The following is a 17,236-nucleotide window of genomic DNA, read 5'->3' on the forward strand; positions in this document are numbered from 1 at the left end:
GTCAGAAGCTCGTTTCCTTCGGCGCGGGCGGCAGCGTGACGACCTGGCCCGCGTAGCTCAGTCCGGCGCCGAACCCGAGCAGCAGTGCCAGCTGCCCACCCTTCGCCTTGCCGGTGACCAGCATCTCCTCCATCGCCAGCGGGATCGAGGCGGCCGAGGTGTTGCCGGTGTGCTCGATGTCGTTGGCCATCGGGATGCCGTCGGCCAGGCCGAGGTTCTTCTTCATCAGCTCGTTGATCCGCGCGTTGGCCTGGTGCGGGATGAACACCTCGATGTCTTCCTTGGCCACGCCGGAGGCGTCCAGCGCCGCCGACAGCGCGCGCGGCAGCGTCACCGCGGCCCAGCGGAAGACCTTGGGGCCCTCCATGTGCAGCGACATCCGGCCGATCGGCTCGACCGCGGGGTCGGTGCCCTGCATGGCCTGGGCCTTGTTCATGTACGCGAGGAAGTCGACGTCCTGGGCGATGGCCTCGGCGTTCTCGCCGTCGCTGCCCCAGACCGTCGGCGAGATGCCGTTCTCCTCGGCCGGCCCGACGACCACGGCGCCCGCGCCGTCACCGAAGATCATCGCGGTGCCGCGGTCGGTCGGATCGAGGCCGACGGTCATCGTCTCGGCGCCGATCACCAGCACGTATTCGACCGAACCGGCCCGGATCAGGTCGGCGGCGACGCCGAGGCCGTACCCGAAGCCGCCGCAACCGGAAGTCAGGTCGAAGGCCGCGACGCCGTTGAGACCGAGGTCGGAGGCCACCGAGGGCGCGCCGTGCGGGGTGAGCTTGAGCCAGCTCGAGGTGCACAGCAGCACCGCGCCGATCTTGTCGCGCTCGATCGGGGTGTTCTTCAGGGCGCGATCACCCGCGGCGACGGCGATCGACCGGATGGTCTCGTCGCCGCTGATCCAGCGGCGGTTGTGGATACCGGTGCGCTCGAAGATCCACTCGGGCGTCGAGTCGAGCTGTTCGCACACTTCAGCATTGCTGACGATGCGCTGCGGTCGGTACGCACCGATCCCGAGCATCGCAACGTTGTCACGACTCTTGTTAACTGCAATGCTCACCACAGGTGACTCACACGTCCTTCAGACTTACCGGACGACCACATCGTCATCCAGGTTTGGCGTTGTTCAGGCTAACCCAGAGCAAGGTCATCGAGACCGAGGATGGACCGATACTCCAGTCCCTCCGCGGCGATGACCTGGTCAGCACCGGTTTCCCGGTCGACGACGGTGGCGACGCCGACCACGATCGCGCCCGCGTCGCGCAGCGCGCGAACCGCGGTCAGCGGCGAGTTGCCGGTGGTGGTGGTGTCCTCGACGACCAGCACCCGTTTGCCGACGATGTCGGGGCCCTCGATCTGGCGCTGCATACCGTGCGCCTTGGCGGCCTTGCGGACGACGAACGCGTCGATCGGACGACCCGGCGCGTGCATGACCGCCATCGCGACCGGATCGGCGCCCATGGTGAGTCCACCGACGGCGTCGAAGTCCCAGTCGGCGACCAGCTCGCGCAGCAGCGAACCGATCAGCGGGGCGGCCTGGTGGTGCAGCGTCGCGCGGCGCAGGTCGACGTAGTAGTCGGCCTCCTTGCCCGAGGACAGCGTCACCTTGCCGTGCACGACCGCGAGCTCGCGCACGAGCGCGGCCAGCTGGTCGCGATCCGCCTCGGTGAGCGCCTGACGTGCCTGGTCGATCATCGTTTGCGTGTCCTTTCGGTCATGAGCCGGGCCGGTGATAACGCTACGCGCTGCTTCTCGGCCCAGCGCTCATGCCCTAGGTCCGTCCGCGCGCGTTGAAGAGTCCGCGATTGAGGCGGGTCACCAGGGTGCGCGGGACGAACCCCGCCACCGCGGTGAGCACCTTGTACTGCACACCGGGCACGCTGATCACCTTGCCGGAATCCAGATCCTGCAGGCACCCGTCGACGACCTGGTCGACGTCGAGCCACAGGCGCTTCGGCAGCGAACCCATCTCGATGCCTGCGCGCTCGTGGAACTCGGTGTGCACGAACCCGGGGCACAGCGCCTGGACGCGGACACCGGTGCCCGCCAATCCACCCGCCAACCCCTCCGAGAAGGATACGACGTAGGCCTTGGAGGCCGAGTAGGTCGACCCCCGGCCGGGGATCAGGCCGGCCACACTCGCCACGTTCACGATCGACCCGCTCGCCGCGGCGATCATCGCGGGCAGCGCGGCCCTGCTCAGCTGGAGCACCGAGGTGACGTTGACGTCGAGCTGGGCCTGCAACTCGGCGGGCTCGAGCGTCCAGAACTCGCCCGAATGCGCGAAACCCGCGTTGTTGACCAGGAATTCGAGGCCCTGGGCGGCGCGCTCGGCGACCCTGGCGCGGTCCTCGTCGTCGGCGAGGTCGGCGACGAGTACCTCGGCGGAGGTCGCGTAGCGGCGGCCGAGCTCGTCGGCGAGCGCGCGCAACCGCTCCTCGTTCCTGGCGACGAGCACCAGGTCGTAGCCGAGGCTGGCGAGGCGGTGGGCGAATCCCTGCCCGATCCCGGACGTCGGTCCGGTGATCATGGCGACGGGACGGTGCACGCCGGGTAGTCGCACGGGACTATCGGTCATCGCTGGTCGATTCCACTGGTCACTTCGGTACCGGACCCTGATACGGGCGGAACCCCGGATGGAACGGCCCGCCGGGCTGTCCCGATTCGGCGTCGTCGCCCTGCGGCAGCGGCGGTTCCACGCGCGGCCGCGGTTCGGGGACGACGGCCAGCGACGGGCGCTTGGGCGGCTCGCCGAGGGGACGGCGGCCGGGCGCGGGCTGATCCTCGAAATCGGGATCGTCGAGGTCGGGGTCGTAGTCGTCGGCGGTGTAGGCGGGCCTGCCCGCCGGGCGACGGCCGTACTCGTAGTCGTCGGGCGCGGCGGCGGCCTGCGGCGCGGCGCCGCGCGAGCCGTAGCCCGGCTCGTCGCGATAGCGATCGGCGTCGTCGTCGAGGTCGTCGTCCGGGCCGGGGAACCGGGCGCGGCCGTGGTCGGAGTAGTCCTCGGCGACCGGGCGGCCTGCCGCGAACTCGCTCGGCGACCGCTCGTCGTCGAAGTCGTCGTCCTCGTCGTAGGCCGGTCGCGGGGGCGCGGTCAGCGGCTGGTCGGCGTTGCTGCGCGGACGGGTGAATTCGCTCGGTTCGGCGACCGGCGGCAGCACGTGCAGCAGGCCGGACAGGCGCAGCACCGCGTCGATCGCGGTCTCCCAGTCCTTGGCGCCGCTGCCGACGGGCAGCATGCCGAGGGTCCAGTTGCCCTCGCTCCACAGCATCTGCACGGTGTCGGTGAGCGACTCGATGAAGCCGACCATCCGCTGGTCGACCGCGTGCCTGGCGATCTCGGGATCGGTCGCGAAGACGACGCGGTCACCGATCGCGCCGAGCAGCTCCAGATCGTGGTCCTTCGGCGGCGACGCGGTCTTGAGCCGCATGTCGACGTCGATCTCGGAGCCGATCTGCCTGCGCACCGCCACCAGGGTCGCCGCGTCCTCCAGGTCGAACAGCACGAACTTCTCGCCCTTGCGGATGCCGGAGACCACGTCGACCGCGGAGAGGTAGCCGAGCTTGGCCAGTGCGCCACGACGCCACGTCGAGGCGAGCGCCGGCTCGACCGAGACGTAGGTATAGCCCTGGGACTTCGCCCAGACCTGGCGGGCGTGCCCGGTCCGCTGTCGCTGGACCCGATCGAAATACAGCAGTACGACCGCACCCACGAGTGCGATCGCCGCTAACCCGAACCACATAGCCGTCATCGTCGCCTAGCCTATCCAGCCGTCGCCGTGATCGCCCGGCAGTGCCGGGCTTTCGACGCGCGGGTCGCTCATCGGGGGCCGCTTGGTAACGCCGTACTGATGATGATCTTGGCGTGGATCGACCCGTCTGGGTTCTTGTCGCCCTGCACCATAACCATGTCGCCGACGGGCAGCTCGCTCGCCTTCGTGCTGGTCAGCGAGATCACCTGGGTGGCATCGTCGATCAGCACCCGGACCGTCGATCCGCCGAGGGTGCTCATGGTGATCTCGGTGCCGGTGTTGGCGGTGATGCTGCCCATCGTGGCGCCGAGATCGTCGCCACCGCCGAGGCCGGGCAGCCCGGGCAGGCCGCTCGCGCTGGGCGGCACGACGGGAGTGGTCTGCCGGTTGGTCGGCGGCACCAGCACCTGGCTGGTCGTCGCCCCCGATGCGGTGTTGTCGTCATCGGACTTGTTGCCGCTCAGCACCAGGCCGGCGAGCACGCCGCCGACCGCGATCAGCGCGAGCACGCCGAGGCCGAGCGCGATCCACAGGCCGGTGTGCCGCTTCGGCGGTTCGCCCTGGTCACCGTCCTGTGGACGGGGCGGATAGCCCGGTGGCGGGGCGCCGGGGTAGCTCTGGCCGTAGCCGGGGGGCGGCTGGTGCGGTGGTGGTTGCGCTGCGGGATAACCACTTTCGTAGGCGCCCCACTGCGCGTCGTGCGGAGGTAGTGCCTGCGTCGGGTTCGACGGCTGCCCCCACTCGTCGAAGCCACCGCCGCCGTACGGCTTGGTCGAATCCATGCCCGGCGAACCCAACCGTTCGGTCGGCGAATCCTCCGGGCGTTGCCCCCACGGATCGTTCGGGTTCGTCATGAGCTCCAGCGTAGGTCAGCGCGGTGCGTTGGGAGGTCCCTACGCACCGCGCTGTGGATTATTCACGAGCTGTGGACAGCCTCCCGGCCGACGACCAGCTTGTCGGCGGCGTCGTCCACGCTCACCCGCACCGTGTCGCCGTCGACGACCGCGCCGGAGAGCAGTTCCTTGGCCAGGCTGTCGCCGATGGCCTGCTGGATCAGCCTGCGCAACGGTCGCGCGCCGTAGGCCGGGTCGTAGCCGCGCACCGCCAGCCACTGCTTGGCCTCGTCGGTGACATCGAGGGTCAGCCGCCGCTGCGAGAGCCGCTTCTGCAACTGCCGCAGATTGATGTCGACGATCGACTCCAGCTGCTTCGCGTCGAGCGCGTGGAACATCACGACGTCGTCGAGCCGGTTGAGGAACTCCGGCTTGAACGCCCGCCGCACCGCCTCCATCACGTGCTCCCGATCGCCGCCCGCACCCAGGTTGGAGGTGAGGATGAGGATCGTGTTGCGGAAGTCGACCGTGCGGCCCTGGCTGTCGGTCAGCCTGCCCTCGTCGAGGACCTGCAGCAGGATGTCGAAGACATCGGGATGGGCCTTCTCGATCTCGTCGAACAGCACCACCGAGTACGGCCGCCTGCGCACCGCCTCGGTGAGCTGGCCGCCCTGGTCGTAGCCGACGTAGCCGGGCGGGGCACCGACCAGGCGAGCCACCGAGTGCTTCTCGCTGTACTCGCTCATATCGATGCGGACCATGGCGCGTTCGTCGGCGAACAGGAAGTCGGCCAGCGACTTCGCCAGCTCGGTCTTGCCGACGCCGGTCGGCCCGACGAACAGGAACGACCCGGTCGGGCGGTTGGGATCGGCGACCCCGGCCCGTGCCCGGCGCACCGCGTCGGACACCGCCTGGACGGCTTCCTCCTGCCCGACGACGCGCCCGGCGACCTCGGTCTCCATCCGCAGCAGCTTGGCGGTCTCGCCCTCGAGCATCCGGCCGACCGGCACGCCCGTCCACGACGACACCACATCGGCGATGTCGTCGGGGGTGACCTCCTCGTTCAGCATCACGTCGCCGTCCGGCGCCGCGCCGCTGACCTGCTCGGCCGTGGCGAGCTCCTTCTCCAGCGCGGGAATCCGGCCGTAGCGCAGCTCGGCGGCCTTGCCCAGGTCACCGTCGCGCTCGGCCCGCTCGGACTCCCCGCGCAGCGCCTCGAGCTGCTCCTTGAGCCCGCGCACCGAGTCGATCGCGTTCTTCTCGTTCTGCCAGCGCGTGGTGAGCTGGCTGAGCTTCTCGCGGTCGTCGGCGAGTTCGGAGCGCAGCTTCTCCAGCCGCTGCTTGGAGCCCTCGTCGGTCTCCTTCTCCAGCGCGACCTCCTCGATCTCGAGGCGGCGCACGGCCCGCTCCACCTCGTCGATCTCGACCGGGCGGGAGTCGATCTCCATGCGCAGCCGCGAGGCCGACTCGTCGATCAGGTCGATCGCCTTGTCGGGCAGGAACCGGGAGGTGATGTAGCGGTCCGACAGCGTCGCGGCCGCCACCAGCGCGGAATCGGTGATCCGCACGCCGTGGTGCACCTCGTAGCGCTCCTTGATGCCGCGCAGGATGCCGATGGTGTCGGCCACCGACGGCTCACCGACCATGACCTGCTGGAACCGGCGCTCGAGCGCCGCGTCCTTCTCGATGTACTTGCGGTACTCGTCGAGCGTGGTCGCGCCGACCAGGCGCAGTTCGCCGCGCGCGAGCAGCGGCTTGATCATGTTGCCCGCGTCCATCGCGGAGTCGCCGGTGCCGCCCGCGCCGACGATGGTGTGCAGCTCGTCGATGAAGGTGATGATCTCGCCCGCGCTGTTCTTGATGTCGTCGAGCACGGCCTTGAGCCGCTCCTCGAACTCACCGCGATACTTCGCGCCCGCGACCATCGCGCCCAGGTCGAGCGAGACGACCTTCTTGTTGCGCAACGACTCCGGGACGTCGCCCTCGATGATCCGGCGCGCCAGACCCTCCACGATGGCGGTCTTGCCGACGCCCGGCTCACCGATGAGCACCGGGTTGTTCTTGGTGCGCCGCGAGAGCACCTGCACCACGCGGCGGATCTCGGTGTCGCGCCCGATCACCGGGTCGAGCTTGCCGGCGCGGGCGGCCTCGGTGAGGTCGGTGGAGTACTTCTCCAGGGCCTGGTAGCTGGCCTCCGGGTCGGGATTGGTGACCCGCGCGCTCCCGCGCACCGTGGTGAAGGCATCGCGCAGCGCCTCGGGGCTCGCGCCGTGCCTGCGCAGCAGCTTGGCCACCTCGGAGTCGCCGTCGGCGAGGCCGACCAGCAGGTTCTCGGTCGAGACGTACTCGTCGCCGAGTTCGGTGGCCAGTCGCTGCGCGGCGGCCAGGGCGGCCAGCGCCTCGCGGCCGAGCTGCGGTGTGGTGGTCGCGCCGGTCGCGCGCGGCAGCCGGTCGACGATGTCGCCCGCTTCGCGCTCGACGGTCGCCGGGTCGACACCGATGGCCTTCAGCAGCGGGGCGGCGATGCCATCGGTCTGATCCAGCAACGCCACCAGCAAGTGCGCCGGACGGATCTCCGGGTTGCCTGCCGCCGAAGCGGCCTGAAGGGCGGCGGTCAGCGCCGCCTGTGTCTTGGTGGTGGGATTGAACGAGTCCACAGATCTCCTCCGGGGTAGGTCAGGTATCGACTGGTTCAACGCTCACAAAGTTGAGTCTGTTCCACTCAACTTCAACTTTTTCCGGCGGACACCGAATCGGTGTTCACGCTACGCCGCGACACCACCGAAGACGATCAATCACCGCACGTCGCAAGGCTGTCCGCCTAGGATTGCCGTGCCCGGACCACCCGAGAAGAGGAGCCGACCGATGCGCGCGATCGTGGTTCAGAAGTTCGGTGCCACTCCCGAACTCGCCGATATGCCGGTGCCGGAGCCCGGGCGCGGAGAGGTGCAGGTCGCGCTGGACGCCGCCGGCGTCAACCCGTTCGACCTGAAGATGGCCGACGGCATCCTCGAGGGCAAGATGCCCACCGACTTCCCGATGATCCTCGGCGTCGACGGCGCCGGCACGATCTCGGCGGTCGGCGCAGGCGTGCGCTCGTTCGCGGTCGGCGACCGGGTGGTCGGCAAGTTCCTCACCGCCCCCGCCGGGCACGGCAGCTGGGCGCAGTACGCGACCCTGCCCGAGGACGCCACGCTGGTGCCCATCCCCGACGGCGTCACCTCGGTCGCGGCCGCCGCGCTCCCCGTCGCGGGCGTCACCGCCCAGGACCTCGTCGACACCGCGCAGATCCGGCCCGGCCAGACGGTGCTGATCGTCGGCGCGACCGGCGGCGTCGGCTCCTTCCTGGTCCAGCTCGCCAATATCGCGGGCGCGCACGTCATCGCCACCGCCCGCGGCGACGCCACCGACCAGGTCGCCCGCCTCGGCGCCGCGGAAACCATCGACTACACCCAGATCCGCCCCGCCGACCCCAACCTGGTCGACCCCGACCCCGCCACGAAACGCGACTCCAGCATCACCGGCGCCGTCCGCTTCACCCACCCCGACGGCATCGACGTCCTCTTCGACCTGGTCAGCAGCCCCGCCGACTTCGCCACCCACGCCACCCTCGTCCGCCGCGGCGGCCGCGCCTACTCCACCACCTGGGCCGCCGACGAGAACGCCCTGCGCGAACACGACATCACCGGCGGCAACTTCGAATCCAAGGGCCGCGGACCGGAACTCAGCCGCCTGCTCGCCCGCGTCGCCTCGGGCGACGTGGTCGTCCCCGTCGAAGCGACCGTCCCCCTGGAAGCCGCCCCCGCCGTCCTCGGCGCAGGCCGCGCCCGCGGAAAAACCGTCCTGGCCATCTGATCGGTGGTCAGTGGGGGCGGTAGGTGCCGGTGCGGGCCTTGGTGGCGGTGGTGGTGAGGATCGAGGCGAGGGTGGTGTGGAGGCGGGTGGGGGTGGTGGGCTTGGCGATGAAGGTGGATTCGCCGTAGAAGACGTAGCGGCCGTCGTTGGTGAGGTCGTGGAGCTGGAAGTCGTCGCGGCCTTCGGTGTGGCGGTTGTCGACGCTGGCGTGGGCGTAGACGCCGATGTGGGTGAGGGTGTCGGTGGGTTTGGCGAGGAAGGTTTCGAGTTGTTCGCGCGGGGTGGGGTTCCAGCGGTCGCGGACGTGCGGGCGGGGAGCCGCGAGTTCGGCTGCGGTGACTTTGATTTCGCGGCCGGTGCCGGGGCCGACCTTGGGGAGGGTGGACAGCACGGCGGCGGCCAGGTCGTCGGGGGCCATCAGGTGCAGGGCGATGTCGCCCGGGTCGGATTCCTCACCGGGCGCCTGAACGGCCAAGGCGGCGTAGGTGTCCCGGGTTCCGCCGTGCGCGCGGATCGTTCGCGTGCTGCCGCACGCGCCCGCCACCTCGACGCGCGCGTGCGGCGCCAGCAACGCGGCCATGGCGGCGTCGAGGTCGCTGTCGAACTCGGCCATCATGTTCTCGGCGGCCTTGCCGCGCAGCCGGAGGATCTCCGCCCGGGATTCGACGCCGACGTAGCGGTGGTGCAGCGGGTACGGCAGGACGTCGCGGCCCGCCGCTTCCCACAGGGTGCGGAAGTCTAGAGCGGTGAGATGCCAGGTACGCACGGGAGATCTACTCTGTTCCATCAGGTTTCGCGATTCAGTCGGCGCCGATGACGGGCGGCACCAGCTTGGGCAGGTTGTCCAGACCGGTGAGTTCGTCACCGTGTTCCTGGGTGACCAGGTAGTCGGGAATGCCCCTGGTGGATTCGTCGTCCTTGCCACCACCCCTGGCGCCAGGGGCGCCCATGCCCGGCATGCCGGCCCGGCCCGCGGCACCGCTGCCCGCGCCCGCCGCCCGCGCGCCCGCTGTCGTGGTGCCCGCGGCCGCGCCGCCACCGGGGACCGCGCTGCCCGGCGCGGGCGAGCCCGGCGAGCCGGAGCCGGGAGTTCCCGCGCCGCCGGGTGATCCGGACGGTGAACCGGATCCGGGTGTGGTTCCGCTCGGCGTCGTGGATGCCGGCGTGGTCGCGCCGGGGTCGGTCGACTGGGGTGCGGTCGACTCGTCGTCGGTCGTCGTGTCGTCGCCCGCGGTCGTGTCGTCGGTGGTGGTGTCGTCGTCGGCCGGGGTGGTCGACGCCGGAGTCGTGGCCGCGGGGTCGGTCGCCGGTTGCCCGGTGCCCGGGGTGGTCGAATTCGGGTTGTTCGAGTTCGGCCTGGTCGACCCGCCGGTGTCATCGGGATCCCCGCCGCCGTTCTCGACGGTCTTCGGAATGGGTATGACCGGAACCTTAGTATCGGATTCGATAATCACCGGGGCGTAGACCGATGTCAGGACGCGAACCGCCTCGACCCGCGCATTCTCCTGTGCGACATCATCATTGCGCCAGGCGCGGCCGGTGAAGAGGCCACCGAAATTGTCCAGACCGCTGCGATGTTCGGGCTCGAACGGAACCAGCCGTTTCGTCGGTTCGAGGCCGGTGCGCAGTTCGTCCAGCTTGCTCCTGGTGAGCGCGGCGGCGGTGGTGACCTTCTTGCCCGTGGCGTCGTAGGCCGCGACGGTCTGCGCCGCCGCGGTCGCTGCCGCGCCGGACCAGACATCGGGTGCCATGCCCCGGGTGATCTGCTTGCGGAACTCGTCGAGCGAGGTGCTGTTGCGGGTGGAGATCTCGTTCCACGCGCTGATCAGATCGTTGACGGCGTCGAGGTCGATCTTGTCCACCTTCGCCCGCAGCTGGGCGACGGGGCCCTGGAAGTCGTCGGTCTTCGTCACCATCGCGGGACGGAATTCACCGTCGAACCCGAGTTCGGCGGCCCGCTGCCGGTTGGTCGTGCGCTGGTCGTTGTACCGGTCCTGGATGTCCGCGATGTCGGAGGCGTCGAGTTCGCCGTCGTCGCCGAACGGGGACATGACGAAGTTGCGGAGGCCGCCGAAGAGGTCGAGTCCGGCGATATTGGGCTGCATCTACTTCACCTGCTCGGTGGTGTAGTCGAGGGCGTTGGCGTTTTCGATGTCCTGGCCGGTGAGGTGTTTGAAGGAGAGGGAGAAGACTTCGCGCAGTTGTTTGACGGCTTCGATGTCTTTCATGATGACGGCGTCGACGGAATTGTCGTCGCCGGTAGCCTGCCGGAGGAACTGCTTCTCCAGCTGCCTGGCCATGTCGAAGTCGCCGAAGCCGCTGACGGCCTGCGCTCGAATAGCCACGGCGCGTAGCGAATCCAGATCGGTGAGCCGCTTATCGCACGCCTTGTACATGTGGTACGCGGCCGCTTCGTCGTTCAGATAGACCTCGCCCGCGCGCGCCTTTCCGAGCAGATCCGAATACGGGGATTCAGCCATGTCCGCCCCCTCATCTCGGGAAGGTCGGAACGAGGGTCTCCCCCACGCGCGCCAAGGACACGCACGGATCCGTCAGCCCGTCCAGACTCGCGCGATTCAGGACCTGCAACTGCACGACGCCTTGCGAGACCGGGAACACGACGTTGCAGTCGAGCTTCTTCGACGCGCCTTCGACGCGGAACTCTTCCCCGGTTCGCCCGGCGATCGTGACGGTGCGGAAGTCGACATTGCCGGGCTTGGACTTGAACTGATCCACAGCCTTATTCGTGGCGTAGACGGTGACGGCGAACGTCGGCCCGTCCCATCCACAGATCTCCCACCCCGACTGCGAAACCCCGGCAACCCCCTTCTCCTCCGAGGCCGGATCCACCCCCGCTGCTGTCAGCGCGTCATCCGAGATCTCCGTACACGGGTTCCACAGCGTCGGCTTCGCCGTCGTGGTCGCCCCCTTCGACGAACTCTCCCCCGAGTCGCACGCGGCCAGCCCGACCACCGCAAGGCCCGCCACGATCAATGCTGTACCTGCGCGTTTCAATCCCCGCCCCTTCTCGCCGTCCACTGCTCTGACCTGGGAGATTAGCATGGGAAAGAGTGGTTGAGCCCGGCCGCGTAGGTTGGTCGACCATGAGTGGACTTCGACTTTCGGCGCCGTTCGACGGGCGCGATCCCGGGGGGCAAACCGGTGGTGAATCGGCCCGGGCTCGACCCGCTGATCCGCGATCGGGTGCTGGCCTATCTCGCGCACGCGCCGGTGGTTTTGAGCGCACGCGGCTATGACGCCGACGACTTCGACGCGCGGGTTCGGGATGTACCGTCGAACTTCCACACCGACGGGGTGTTCGTGTGGCCGGGGGCGGTTCCGCATTACCTGCGCAAGTACGGGGTGCCGCCGGAGCCCGCGTTGGTCCAGCACATCGTCGGCAAGAAATTCGAGATCGGGGAGGTCGGGGAGGACGCGCGGCAGGCGGCGGTGCGATTGGTCACCGGCTGACCCGGCGGCGGACCAGATCGCTGACGTCGCGGCCGGTGAGGAGCAGGAGCAGGTCGAGGGTGGTGCCGCGGAGCTCGGGTCCGGAGCCGACGGTCCAGGGCGAATCCTCGGCGACGAGGGTGACCTCGGCGAGGCGGCGCTCGGCCCAGAACGGCCAGCCCATGGTCCAGACCCGTTGGGCCGCAACGGCCGCCGCGGCGGGATCGACGGTGATGGTGCGACCGAGGGGCCGGGCGATGTCCTGGGCGTGCACGATGACGTCGTAGTGGATGTTGCGGTAGTTGGTGACGACGGGCAGGCGGCGGGAGTCGGCGACGGCCGACAGGTCGGCGGCGAGGTCGGGGGTGGCGTCGGCGTGGTGGACGGCGATGTCGTGATTGAGGCGGTGGAAGCTGCCGCGGGCGCGGGCCGCCTCGCGGAGCATGCCGAGGGGGCCGGGCGGTTGCGGAGCCAGCGCCACGTGGGCGGCGACGTCGCGGATGCGCCAGCCGTCGCAGAGCGAGGGGCTGTCCAGCTCGGCGGGAGTGAGGGTGGTGAGCAGGTCGACGATGGCGCGGCGCTGCTCGGCGATGATCCGCCAGTGTTGATCGACATCCACGGTCGGCCTCCAATTCGTCAGCCTTTCTGACTAATATAGTCAGTGAAGCTGACCGGATCAAGGAGCGGGATGACCGACGACGACGCACTCAACCTCGGGGTTCTGCTCTTCGTTCCCTATCGGGAGATGGAGCGGCGGGTGCTCGTCGCGCTGACCGAGAACGGATTCGCGGATCTGACGCAGGCGCAGGCGCGACTGGTCGCGCGGATCGGGCCGGAGGGGTCGCGGCTGACCGACCTCGCCGCGCAAGCGCAGGTCACCAAGCAGACCGCGGGGGTACTGGTGGATCAGCTCGTACGGGCGGGCTATCTGGCACGTGAGCCCGACCCGAGCGACGGCCGCGCCAGGCTGCTGCGGCTGGCGGAGAAGGGGCAGCAGGCAGTCGAGGTGGCGAATCGCGCGGCAGTCGAGGTGCAGGCAGAATGGGTCGCGCACCTGGGGCCGAGGCGTGCCGCCACCCTGCGAAAGTCCCTCGTCGCACTGCGGGAGATCACGGACTCGTACCGTTAGATCCAATGCCCGAGTCGGCCCCGATCCAGCAGGCCGACAGAGTGCCGAATCGGGCCGTCAGTAGTCGAGGCGCTCGGCGCCGAAAGCCGCTTCGATCTCCGCACGCTCCTCGGACGCTTCACCGACGTCAGTGAAGCGCGCGAGACGCGCTTTCAACTCAGCCGTGCCGATGTCGCGCTGTGGGCGGATCGGGCCTTGCTCAGCAGGGGTGAACAGCCTGGTCACATCGCCAATCATCGCAAGTGATGCGCTGTGTTGCTGGAGGTCGTGCGGGCCGCACGTGGATCGAGGTTCGGGCCCGAGCAAGATCACCGACCCATATCGATCACGGCGACAGCGTGCCAACCCGCGATCGACGGCTTACGATCCGTCCGGCGAATGGGACGGTGACGAGCATCCCTGCACCCAGCGGCATGTTTCGGGGGATACTTGAGGAGGTGCCCGTCGCGAGGCGGGGCCACATCGCAGCAATTTCAGGGAAAGGGAGCTTGACGACGTGGATGCGCGTTCGCTTGCGCTGGTCCGCGCCGATTTCCGCGGGGTGTCGGAGACGCCCGGTGGTGCAGAGCGGCTGATCAGCGCTTTCTACGGTCACCTGTTCGCGCAGAACCCGGCGTTACGGGAGCTGTTCCCCCCCGCCATGGACATGATGCCCAAGCGTCTGGCCACGGCGCTGCAGTATGTCCTGGACAATCTGGAGGACTTCGAGCGCGCGCAGAAGTTCCTCGAGCAACTGGCCCGCGACCACCGCAAATACGGGGTCGAGGCGGACCACTACGACATGGCGGGCCGGGCGCTGCTGTCGGCCCTGCGTTCCTTCCACGGCAACCGGTGGACCAAGGAACTGCACGAGGGCTGGAGCGATATCACCATCCTCGTCTCGGCCTCGATGGCGATCGGCGCCAACGAGGACAAGTCGCAGCCGTTCTGGGGCGCGACGGTGGTCGGGCATCGCAAGGTGCTCGACGATCTGGCCATCGTGCGACTACAGGCCGACGGGCCGATTCCGTTCAAGGCCGGTCAGTACGTGCCGGTGCAGGTGCCGCAGCGGCCGAACATGTGGCGCTACTTCTCCCCCGCCATCCCCGCCAACCCGTACGGCGAGATCGAGTTCCACGTGCGCCGGATCAGCGGCGGCTGGGTGAGTCCCGCGATCGTCAACGACACCAAAGTCGGCGATCGGTGGAAGATCGCCGGTCCGCTCGGCGGCCTGCACGTCGACCGGGAATCCGGGCGCGACGTGCTGTTCATCGGCTCCGGCACCGGGATCGCGCCGCTGCGCGCGCAGCTGATCGAGATGAGTCAGCGCGGGATCAATCCGCGCGTGCACTTCTTCGTCGGCGGCCGCTTCCCCGGCGACCTCTACGACGTCGACAACATGTGGCAGCTCTCCCAGTCCAACCCCTGGCTGACCGTGGTGCCGGTGTGCGAGGAACGCGACGATCCGTGGTGGTATCCGCAGCGTCCCGCGTCGACGCCGACCGGCATGTACCGTCGCCTGGTCGGTAATCTGGGTGCGGTGGTGACCAGCTTCGGCGCGTGGGCCGACCGGCAGATCCAGCTCGCCGGCTCGCCCCGGATGATCGCCGACACCCGCCGCGCCCTGATCCGGGCCGGCACGCCGCCGCAGATCATCGCCGCCGACCCGGTCGGCTGAGAACCCGTCCCGCACCACCCGTTTCGCGAAAGAGACCGATGAGCGAGATTCCCGCCCCGGCCTGGACGGCGACTGTCGTCGGCCACCACCGTCTGCGCAACGACATCGCCGTGATCCGGCTGATCGGCGACTTCGTGCCGTTCGCGGCGGGCGGTTCGGTCGAGGTGGAGGTGCCCCAGCATCCCGGCGTGCGGCGCAGGCTCTCCCCCGCGCTGCCGCCCTCGCTGGACGGCAAGCTGGAATTCCACGTGCGCACGGTGCCCGGCGGCTGGTGCTCGAGTTCGATCGTCGCCGACACCAAGCCCGGCGATCAGTGGCGGATCAACGCACCCTACGGCGTCTTCCACGTCGAGCCCGAGACCACCGAGGTGGTGATGATCGCGGGCGGGACCGGTCTGGCGCCGATGCGCGCCCAGATCCTGGAGCTGGCCCGGCGGGAGAATCCGCCGCGCACGTACCTGTTCTACGGTGGCCGCTCCCCGCGCGACCTCTACGCCTCGGACATGCTGTTCCTGCTGTCCGGTGAATTGCCCTGGCTGACGGTGATTCCCGTGGTCGAGAGCCCCGACGATCCGTCGATCCGCGACGAATGGCACGAGCACTCCCGCGTCGACATCGGCTTCGCCCCTGCCGAGATGCTGCACGGCACGCTCGCCGACGTGGCCGCCGCGCACGGCCCGTTCGGTCAGCAGCAGGTCCTGGTCTGCGGCTCCCCCGCCATGGTCCGCACCACGGTCGACCGGCTGATCGAATCCGGCACTCCCCCGGCGAACATCACCGCCGAGGGGGCCTAGAACAGGGGGTCGTGGCGGATCGACTTGGCCTGGGTGCCCGCGGCCATCAGGCGGAACTTGGTGGTCTGGACCATGGAGGGCGAGCCGACGATCTGGACGTCGCGGTCGGCCCAGGGGCCGTAGCTGGCGACGACCTTGCCGATCTGGCCGGTCATCCGGGGCTCGAGGCCGGGGAGTTCGGCCTGGGGTTCGCCGGAATCGTAGAACCACCAGGGGTTCTCGTCGCTCTCGCTGACCGGGGTGACGGTGAGCCACTTGTTGGCGATGGCCAGCTGGCTCAGGACCTGCAGGTCGTAGAGGTCGCAGGGGTGGTGGCCGCCGACGAACAGGTGGACCTTCGGGTTCACCCGGCGCTGGGCCATCGCCATGATCTGCGCGCGCAGCGGCGCGATGCCGGTGCCGCAGCCGACCATCAGCATCTTGCGCTTGGTGTTGCGGGGCACGCCGAGCCCGCCGAGCGGCGATCCGAGCAGCCACTGGTCGCCGACGGTGGTGTGCGAGACCATGGCCGGGCTCACCCAGCCGCCGAGCACGCTGCGCACGTGGAACTCGATCTCACCGTTGGCGTTCGCCGGGTTGGCCGGGGAGAGATAGCGCCACATCCGGGGCCGCGCGGGCACCTGGACGCTGAGGTACTGGCCCGCCGCGTACTGCATCGGCTGATCGAGCTGGACCCGGATGACCGCGAGATTGCGCAGCACCTCCCGGCGTTCGACCACGGTCGCGCTCCAGGCGGCGGGCGTCGTCTCCTTGTCGGCGGCGCTGATCATCGCGCCGCTGATGGTGGCCAGACCCTCGTCCCAGGCGCTGGCGACCTCGTCGGTCCACATCTCGGTGCCGGCGAACTGGCGCATGGCCGACTTCAGCGAGTTGGCGACCGCGACGTAGTGCGCGGGTTGCACGCCGTACTTGCGGTGATCGCGCCCGAGCTGGGCCAGGAAGGGAAGCAGCTTGTCCGGCTCTTCCAGCCGGTCGAGCGCGTAGGAGATCGCCTTGACGAGCCGGTCACGCTGGGAGTCCATGGCGGCCGGGAAGTAGTCGCGGACGCCGGGATAGTCCGTGAACAGGATCGAGTAGAACGACCTGGCTAGCTTCTCGGGCCCACCGTCTTCCGCAGCAACCGCCTTGAACGTAGTTCGGATCAAAGCGACAGTCCGCGAATCCATATGTGTCACAACCTCGTTTCGCCATCGAACGCTAGCCGCGCCGGCGAGTGACGGGCTGGGAGGACACTCGTCAGCAGCCGATGCGAGAAGTCTAGGCGAGGTTTGCCAGCTTCGTAATCGTACTCTTAAACATCACGAGTGTAATTCTCTAAAAACCATACGGTACTCATCAGTATCACCTGAAAACATACCTCAAGATCGTTAAAGACGGGTGAACGCTACCTCACACTTTGCTGATCTTGCCCGCAAAAGCATCAATCCCGCACCGATGTGCCTGGTAGAGCGACCCTTCCGCTACGAATCCGCAGCCTCGAAATCCGACGCGCCGTGCCGCGACACGCGGGAAGGGTGGGTCGGAGCGCCGGGTTTCTCCTGCGGAAACAGGCTCCGATTGGTCCGAATTCAGCGTCCTTCCAGCAAACTTCCGTGATGGTTCCGAGATATATCCCCACCTCACAGCGTTGCACCGGGTGACAGCCGGAGCAAGATCACGAATAAAGAGGTTGCTGGAGAATCACCAGCCGATCGCCGGGGATTGACCGAGCCCTCGGCCCGCGACCGCGGGAGCGGATCGCGAACCGGGGGCCCGGTCGAAACGTGGAA

The 17,236-nt window shown here is 68.9% G+C and carries 18 protein-coding genes; 5 read left to right on the forward strand and 13 right to left on the reverse strand.

Annotated features, from left to right (window positions below):
• Position 1: 1 nt before the first annotated feature.
• The 6 genes from AB0L91_RS10330 to clpB all read right to left on the reverse strand — a co-directional run bounded on the left by AB0L91_RS10330 (position 2) and on the right by clpB (position 7,239).
• A complete protein-coding gene (locus AB0L91_RS10330) occupies positions 2 to 1,060 on the reverse strand; it encodes a beta-ketoacyl-ACP synthase 3 (RefSeq protein ID WP_357342224.1) in 1,059 nt (352 codons plus the stop codon).
• A 68-nt stretch (positions 1,061 to 1,128) separates the two neighbouring features.
• The gene (gene pyrE / locus AB0L91_RS10335; protein ID WP_019049751.1) at positions 1,129 to 1,692 is read right to left on the reverse strand and encodes an orotate phosphoribosyltransferase; all 564 of its coding nucleotides are present in this window, start codon (positions 1,690 to 1,692) and stop codon (positions 1,129 to 1,131) included.
• 76 nt (positions 1,693 to 1,768) lie between these two features.
• The gene (locus AB0L91_RS10340; RefSeq protein ID WP_355274757.1) at positions 1,769 to 2,575 is read right to left on the reverse strand and encodes an SDR family NAD(P)-dependent oxidoreductase; all 807 of its coding nucleotides are present in this window, start codon (positions 2,573 to 2,575) and stop codon (positions 1,769 to 1,771) included.
• A gap of 19 nt (positions 2,576 to 2,594) precedes the next feature.
• Positions 2,595 to 3,710 carry a hypothetical protein gene (locus AB0L91_RS10345; protein ID WP_355274760.1) on the reverse strand — a complete coding sequence of 372 codons (1,116 nt, stop codon included), beginning with the start codon at positions 3,708 to 3,710 and terminating at the stop codon, positions 2,595 to 2,597.
• Positions 3,711 to 3,817: 107 nt separating this feature from the next.
• The gene (locus AB0L91_RS10350; protein ID WP_355274763.1) at positions 3,818 to 4,603 is read right to left on the reverse strand and encodes a DUF5666 domain-containing protein; all 786 of its coding nucleotides are present in this window, start codon (positions 4,601 to 4,603) and stop codon (positions 3,818 to 3,820) included.
• 62 nt (positions 4,604 to 4,665) lie between these two features.
• Entirely contained in the window at positions 4,666 to 7,239 is a 2,574-nt protein-coding gene (gene clpB, locus AB0L91_RS10355) for an ATP-dependent chaperone ClpB (protein WP_355274766.1), read from the reverse strand.
• A gap of 208 nt (positions 7,240 to 7,447) precedes the next feature.
• Between clpB and AB0L91_RS10360 the strand changes: the two genes are divergently transcribed.
• Positions 7,448 to 8,437 carry an NADP-dependent oxidoreductase gene (locus AB0L91_RS10360; RefSeq protein WP_365008861.1) on the forward strand — a complete coding sequence of 330 codons (990 nt, stop codon included), beginning with the start codon at positions 7,448 to 7,450 and terminating at the stop codon, positions 8,435 to 8,437.
• Positions 8,438 to 8,444: 7 nt separating this feature from the next.
• Here the strand turns inward: AB0L91_RS10360 and AB0L91_RS10365 are convergent, their stop codons facing one another.
• The 4 genes from AB0L91_RS10365 to AB0L91_RS10380 are packed head-to-tail and all read right to left on the reverse strand — an operon-like array spanning position 8,445 to position 11,476.
• The gene (locus tag AB0L91_RS10365; protein ID WP_365008863.1) at positions 8,445 to 9,203 is read right to left on the reverse strand and encodes an ESX secretion-associated protein EspG; all 759 of its coding nucleotides are present in this window, start codon (positions 9,201 to 9,203) and stop codon (positions 8,445 to 8,447) included.
• Positions 9,204 to 9,237: 34 nt separating this feature from the next.
• Positions 9,238 to 10,542 (reverse strand): hypothetical protein, encoded by a 1,305-nt coding sequence (locus tag AB0L91_RS10370; RefSeq protein WP_365008865.1) that lies wholly within the window; start codon positions 10,540 to 10,542, stop codon positions 9,238 to 9,240.
• The gene (locus AB0L91_RS10375) at positions 10,543 to 10,917 is read right to left on the reverse strand and encodes a hypothetical protein (protein WP_365008868.1); all 375 of its coding nucleotides are present in this window, start codon (positions 10,915 to 10,917) and stop codon (positions 10,543 to 10,545) included.
• Positions 10,918 to 10,927: 10 nt separating this feature from the next.
• Complete coding sequence (locus AB0L91_RS10380; protein WP_365008871.1) at positions 10,928 to 11,476, reverse strand: DUF3558 domain-containing protein; 549 nt, start codon at positions 11,474 to 11,476, stop codon at positions 10,928 to 10,930.
• A 123-nt stretch (positions 11,477 to 11,599) separates the two neighbouring features.
• On the opposite strand from AB0L91_RS10380, the gene AB0L91_RS10385 reads away from it, so the two are divergent.
• Positions 11,600 to 11,908, forward strand: coding sequence for a hypothetical protein (locus tag AB0L91_RS10385; protein ID WP_365008873.1), 309 nt, complete (start codon positions 11,600 to 11,602; stop codon positions 11,906 to 11,908).
• Here AB0L91_RS10385 and AB0L91_RS10390 read toward each other — a convergent pair.
• Positions 11,898 to 12,506 carry a maleylpyruvate isomerase family mycothiol-dependent enzyme gene (locus AB0L91_RS10390; RefSeq protein ID WP_365008874.1) on the reverse strand — a complete coding sequence of 203 codons (609 nt, stop codon included), beginning with the start codon at positions 12,504 to 12,506 and terminating at the stop codon, positions 11,898 to 11,900. The two genes, AB0L91_RS10385 and AB0L91_RS10390, sit on opposite strands and share 11 nt — an antisense overlap.
• A gap of 69 nt (positions 12,507 to 12,575) precedes the next feature.
• Between AB0L91_RS10390 and AB0L91_RS10395 the strand changes: the two genes are divergently transcribed.
• On the forward strand, positions 12,576 to 13,016 hold the full coding sequence (locus tag AB0L91_RS10395) for a MarR family transcriptional regulator (RefSeq protein WP_365008877.1): 441 nt from the start codon (positions 12,576 to 12,578) through the stop codon (positions 13,014 to 13,016).
• A 57-nt stretch (positions 13,017 to 13,073) separates the two neighbouring features.
• On the opposite strand, the gene AB0L91_RS10400 is transcribed toward AB0L91_RS10395, so the two are convergent.
• Entirely contained in the window at positions 13,074 to 13,241 is a 168-nt protein-coding gene (locus tag AB0L91_RS10400; RefSeq protein ID WP_365008878.1) for a hypothetical protein, read from the reverse strand.
• A gap of 271 nt (positions 13,242 to 13,512) precedes the next feature.
• On the opposite strand from AB0L91_RS10400, the gene AB0L91_RS10405 reads away from it, so the two are divergent.
• On the forward strand, positions 13,513 to 14,673 hold the full coding sequence (locus AB0L91_RS10405; RefSeq protein ID WP_365008880.1) for an FAD-binding oxidoreductase: 1,161 nt from the start codon (positions 13,513 to 13,515) through the stop codon (positions 14,671 to 14,673).
• Positions 14,674 to 14,711: 38 nt separating this feature from the next.
• Entirely contained in the window at positions 14,712 to 15,467 is a 756-nt protein-coding gene (locus AB0L91_RS10410) for an FAD-binding oxidoreductase (RefSeq protein ID WP_365008881.1), read from the forward strand.
• Here the strand turns inward: AB0L91_RS10410 and AB0L91_RS10415 are convergent.
• Entirely contained in the window at positions 15,464 to 16,633 is a 1,170-nt protein-coding gene (locus AB0L91_RS10415; RefSeq protein WP_355274800.1) for an FAD-binding oxidoreductase, read from the reverse strand. The genes AB0L91_RS10410 and AB0L91_RS10415 overlap by 4 nt on opposite strands.
• Positions 16,634 to 17,236 lie beyond the last annotated feature (603 nt).

It is taken from the genome of Nocardia sp. NPDC051833 (genome assembly GCF_040681225.1).
Taxonomy (GTDB): Bacteria; Actinomycetota; Actinomycetes; order Mycobacteriales; family Mycobacteriaceae; genus Nocardia.

Bases quoted from the DNA above. Each gene is read 5' to 3' on its own strand.
- AB0L91_RS10395 (WP_365008877.1), top strand. From the start codon at position 12,576: ATGACCGACGACGACGCACTCAACCTCGGGGTTCTGCTCTTCGTTCCC.
- AB0L91_RS10340 (WP_355274757.1), bottom strand. From the start codon at position 2,575: ATGACCGATAGTCCCGTGCGACTACCCGGCGTGCACCGTCCCGTCGCC.
- AB0L91_RS10415 (WP_355274800.1), bottom strand. From the start codon at position 16,633: ATGGATTCGCGGACTGTCGCTTTGATCCGAACTACGTTCAAGGCGGTT.
- AB0L91_RS10375 (WP_365008868.1), bottom strand. From the start codon at position 10,917: ATGGCTGAATCCCCGTATTCGGATCTGCTCGGAAAGGCGCGCGCGGGC.
- AB0L91_RS10350 (WP_355274763.1), bottom strand. From the start codon at position 4,603: ATGACGAACCCGAACGATCCGTGGGGGCAACGCCCGGAGGATTCGCCG.
- AB0L91_RS10410 (WP_365008881.1), top strand. From the start codon at position 14,712: ATGAGCGAGATTCCCGCCCCGGCCTGGACGGCGACTGTCGTCGGCCAC.
- AB0L91_RS10360 (WP_365008861.1), top strand. From the start codon at position 7,448: ATGCGCGCGATCGTGGTTCAGAAGTTCGGTGCCACTCCCGAACTCGCC.
- pyrE (WP_019049751.1), bottom strand. From the start codon at position 1,692: ATGATCGACCAGGCACGTCAGGCGCTCACCGAGGCGGATCGCGACCAG.
- AB0L91_RS10370 (WP_365008865.1), bottom strand. From the start codon at position 10,542: ATGCAGCCCAATATCGCCGGACTCGACCTCTTCGGCGGCCTCCGCAAC.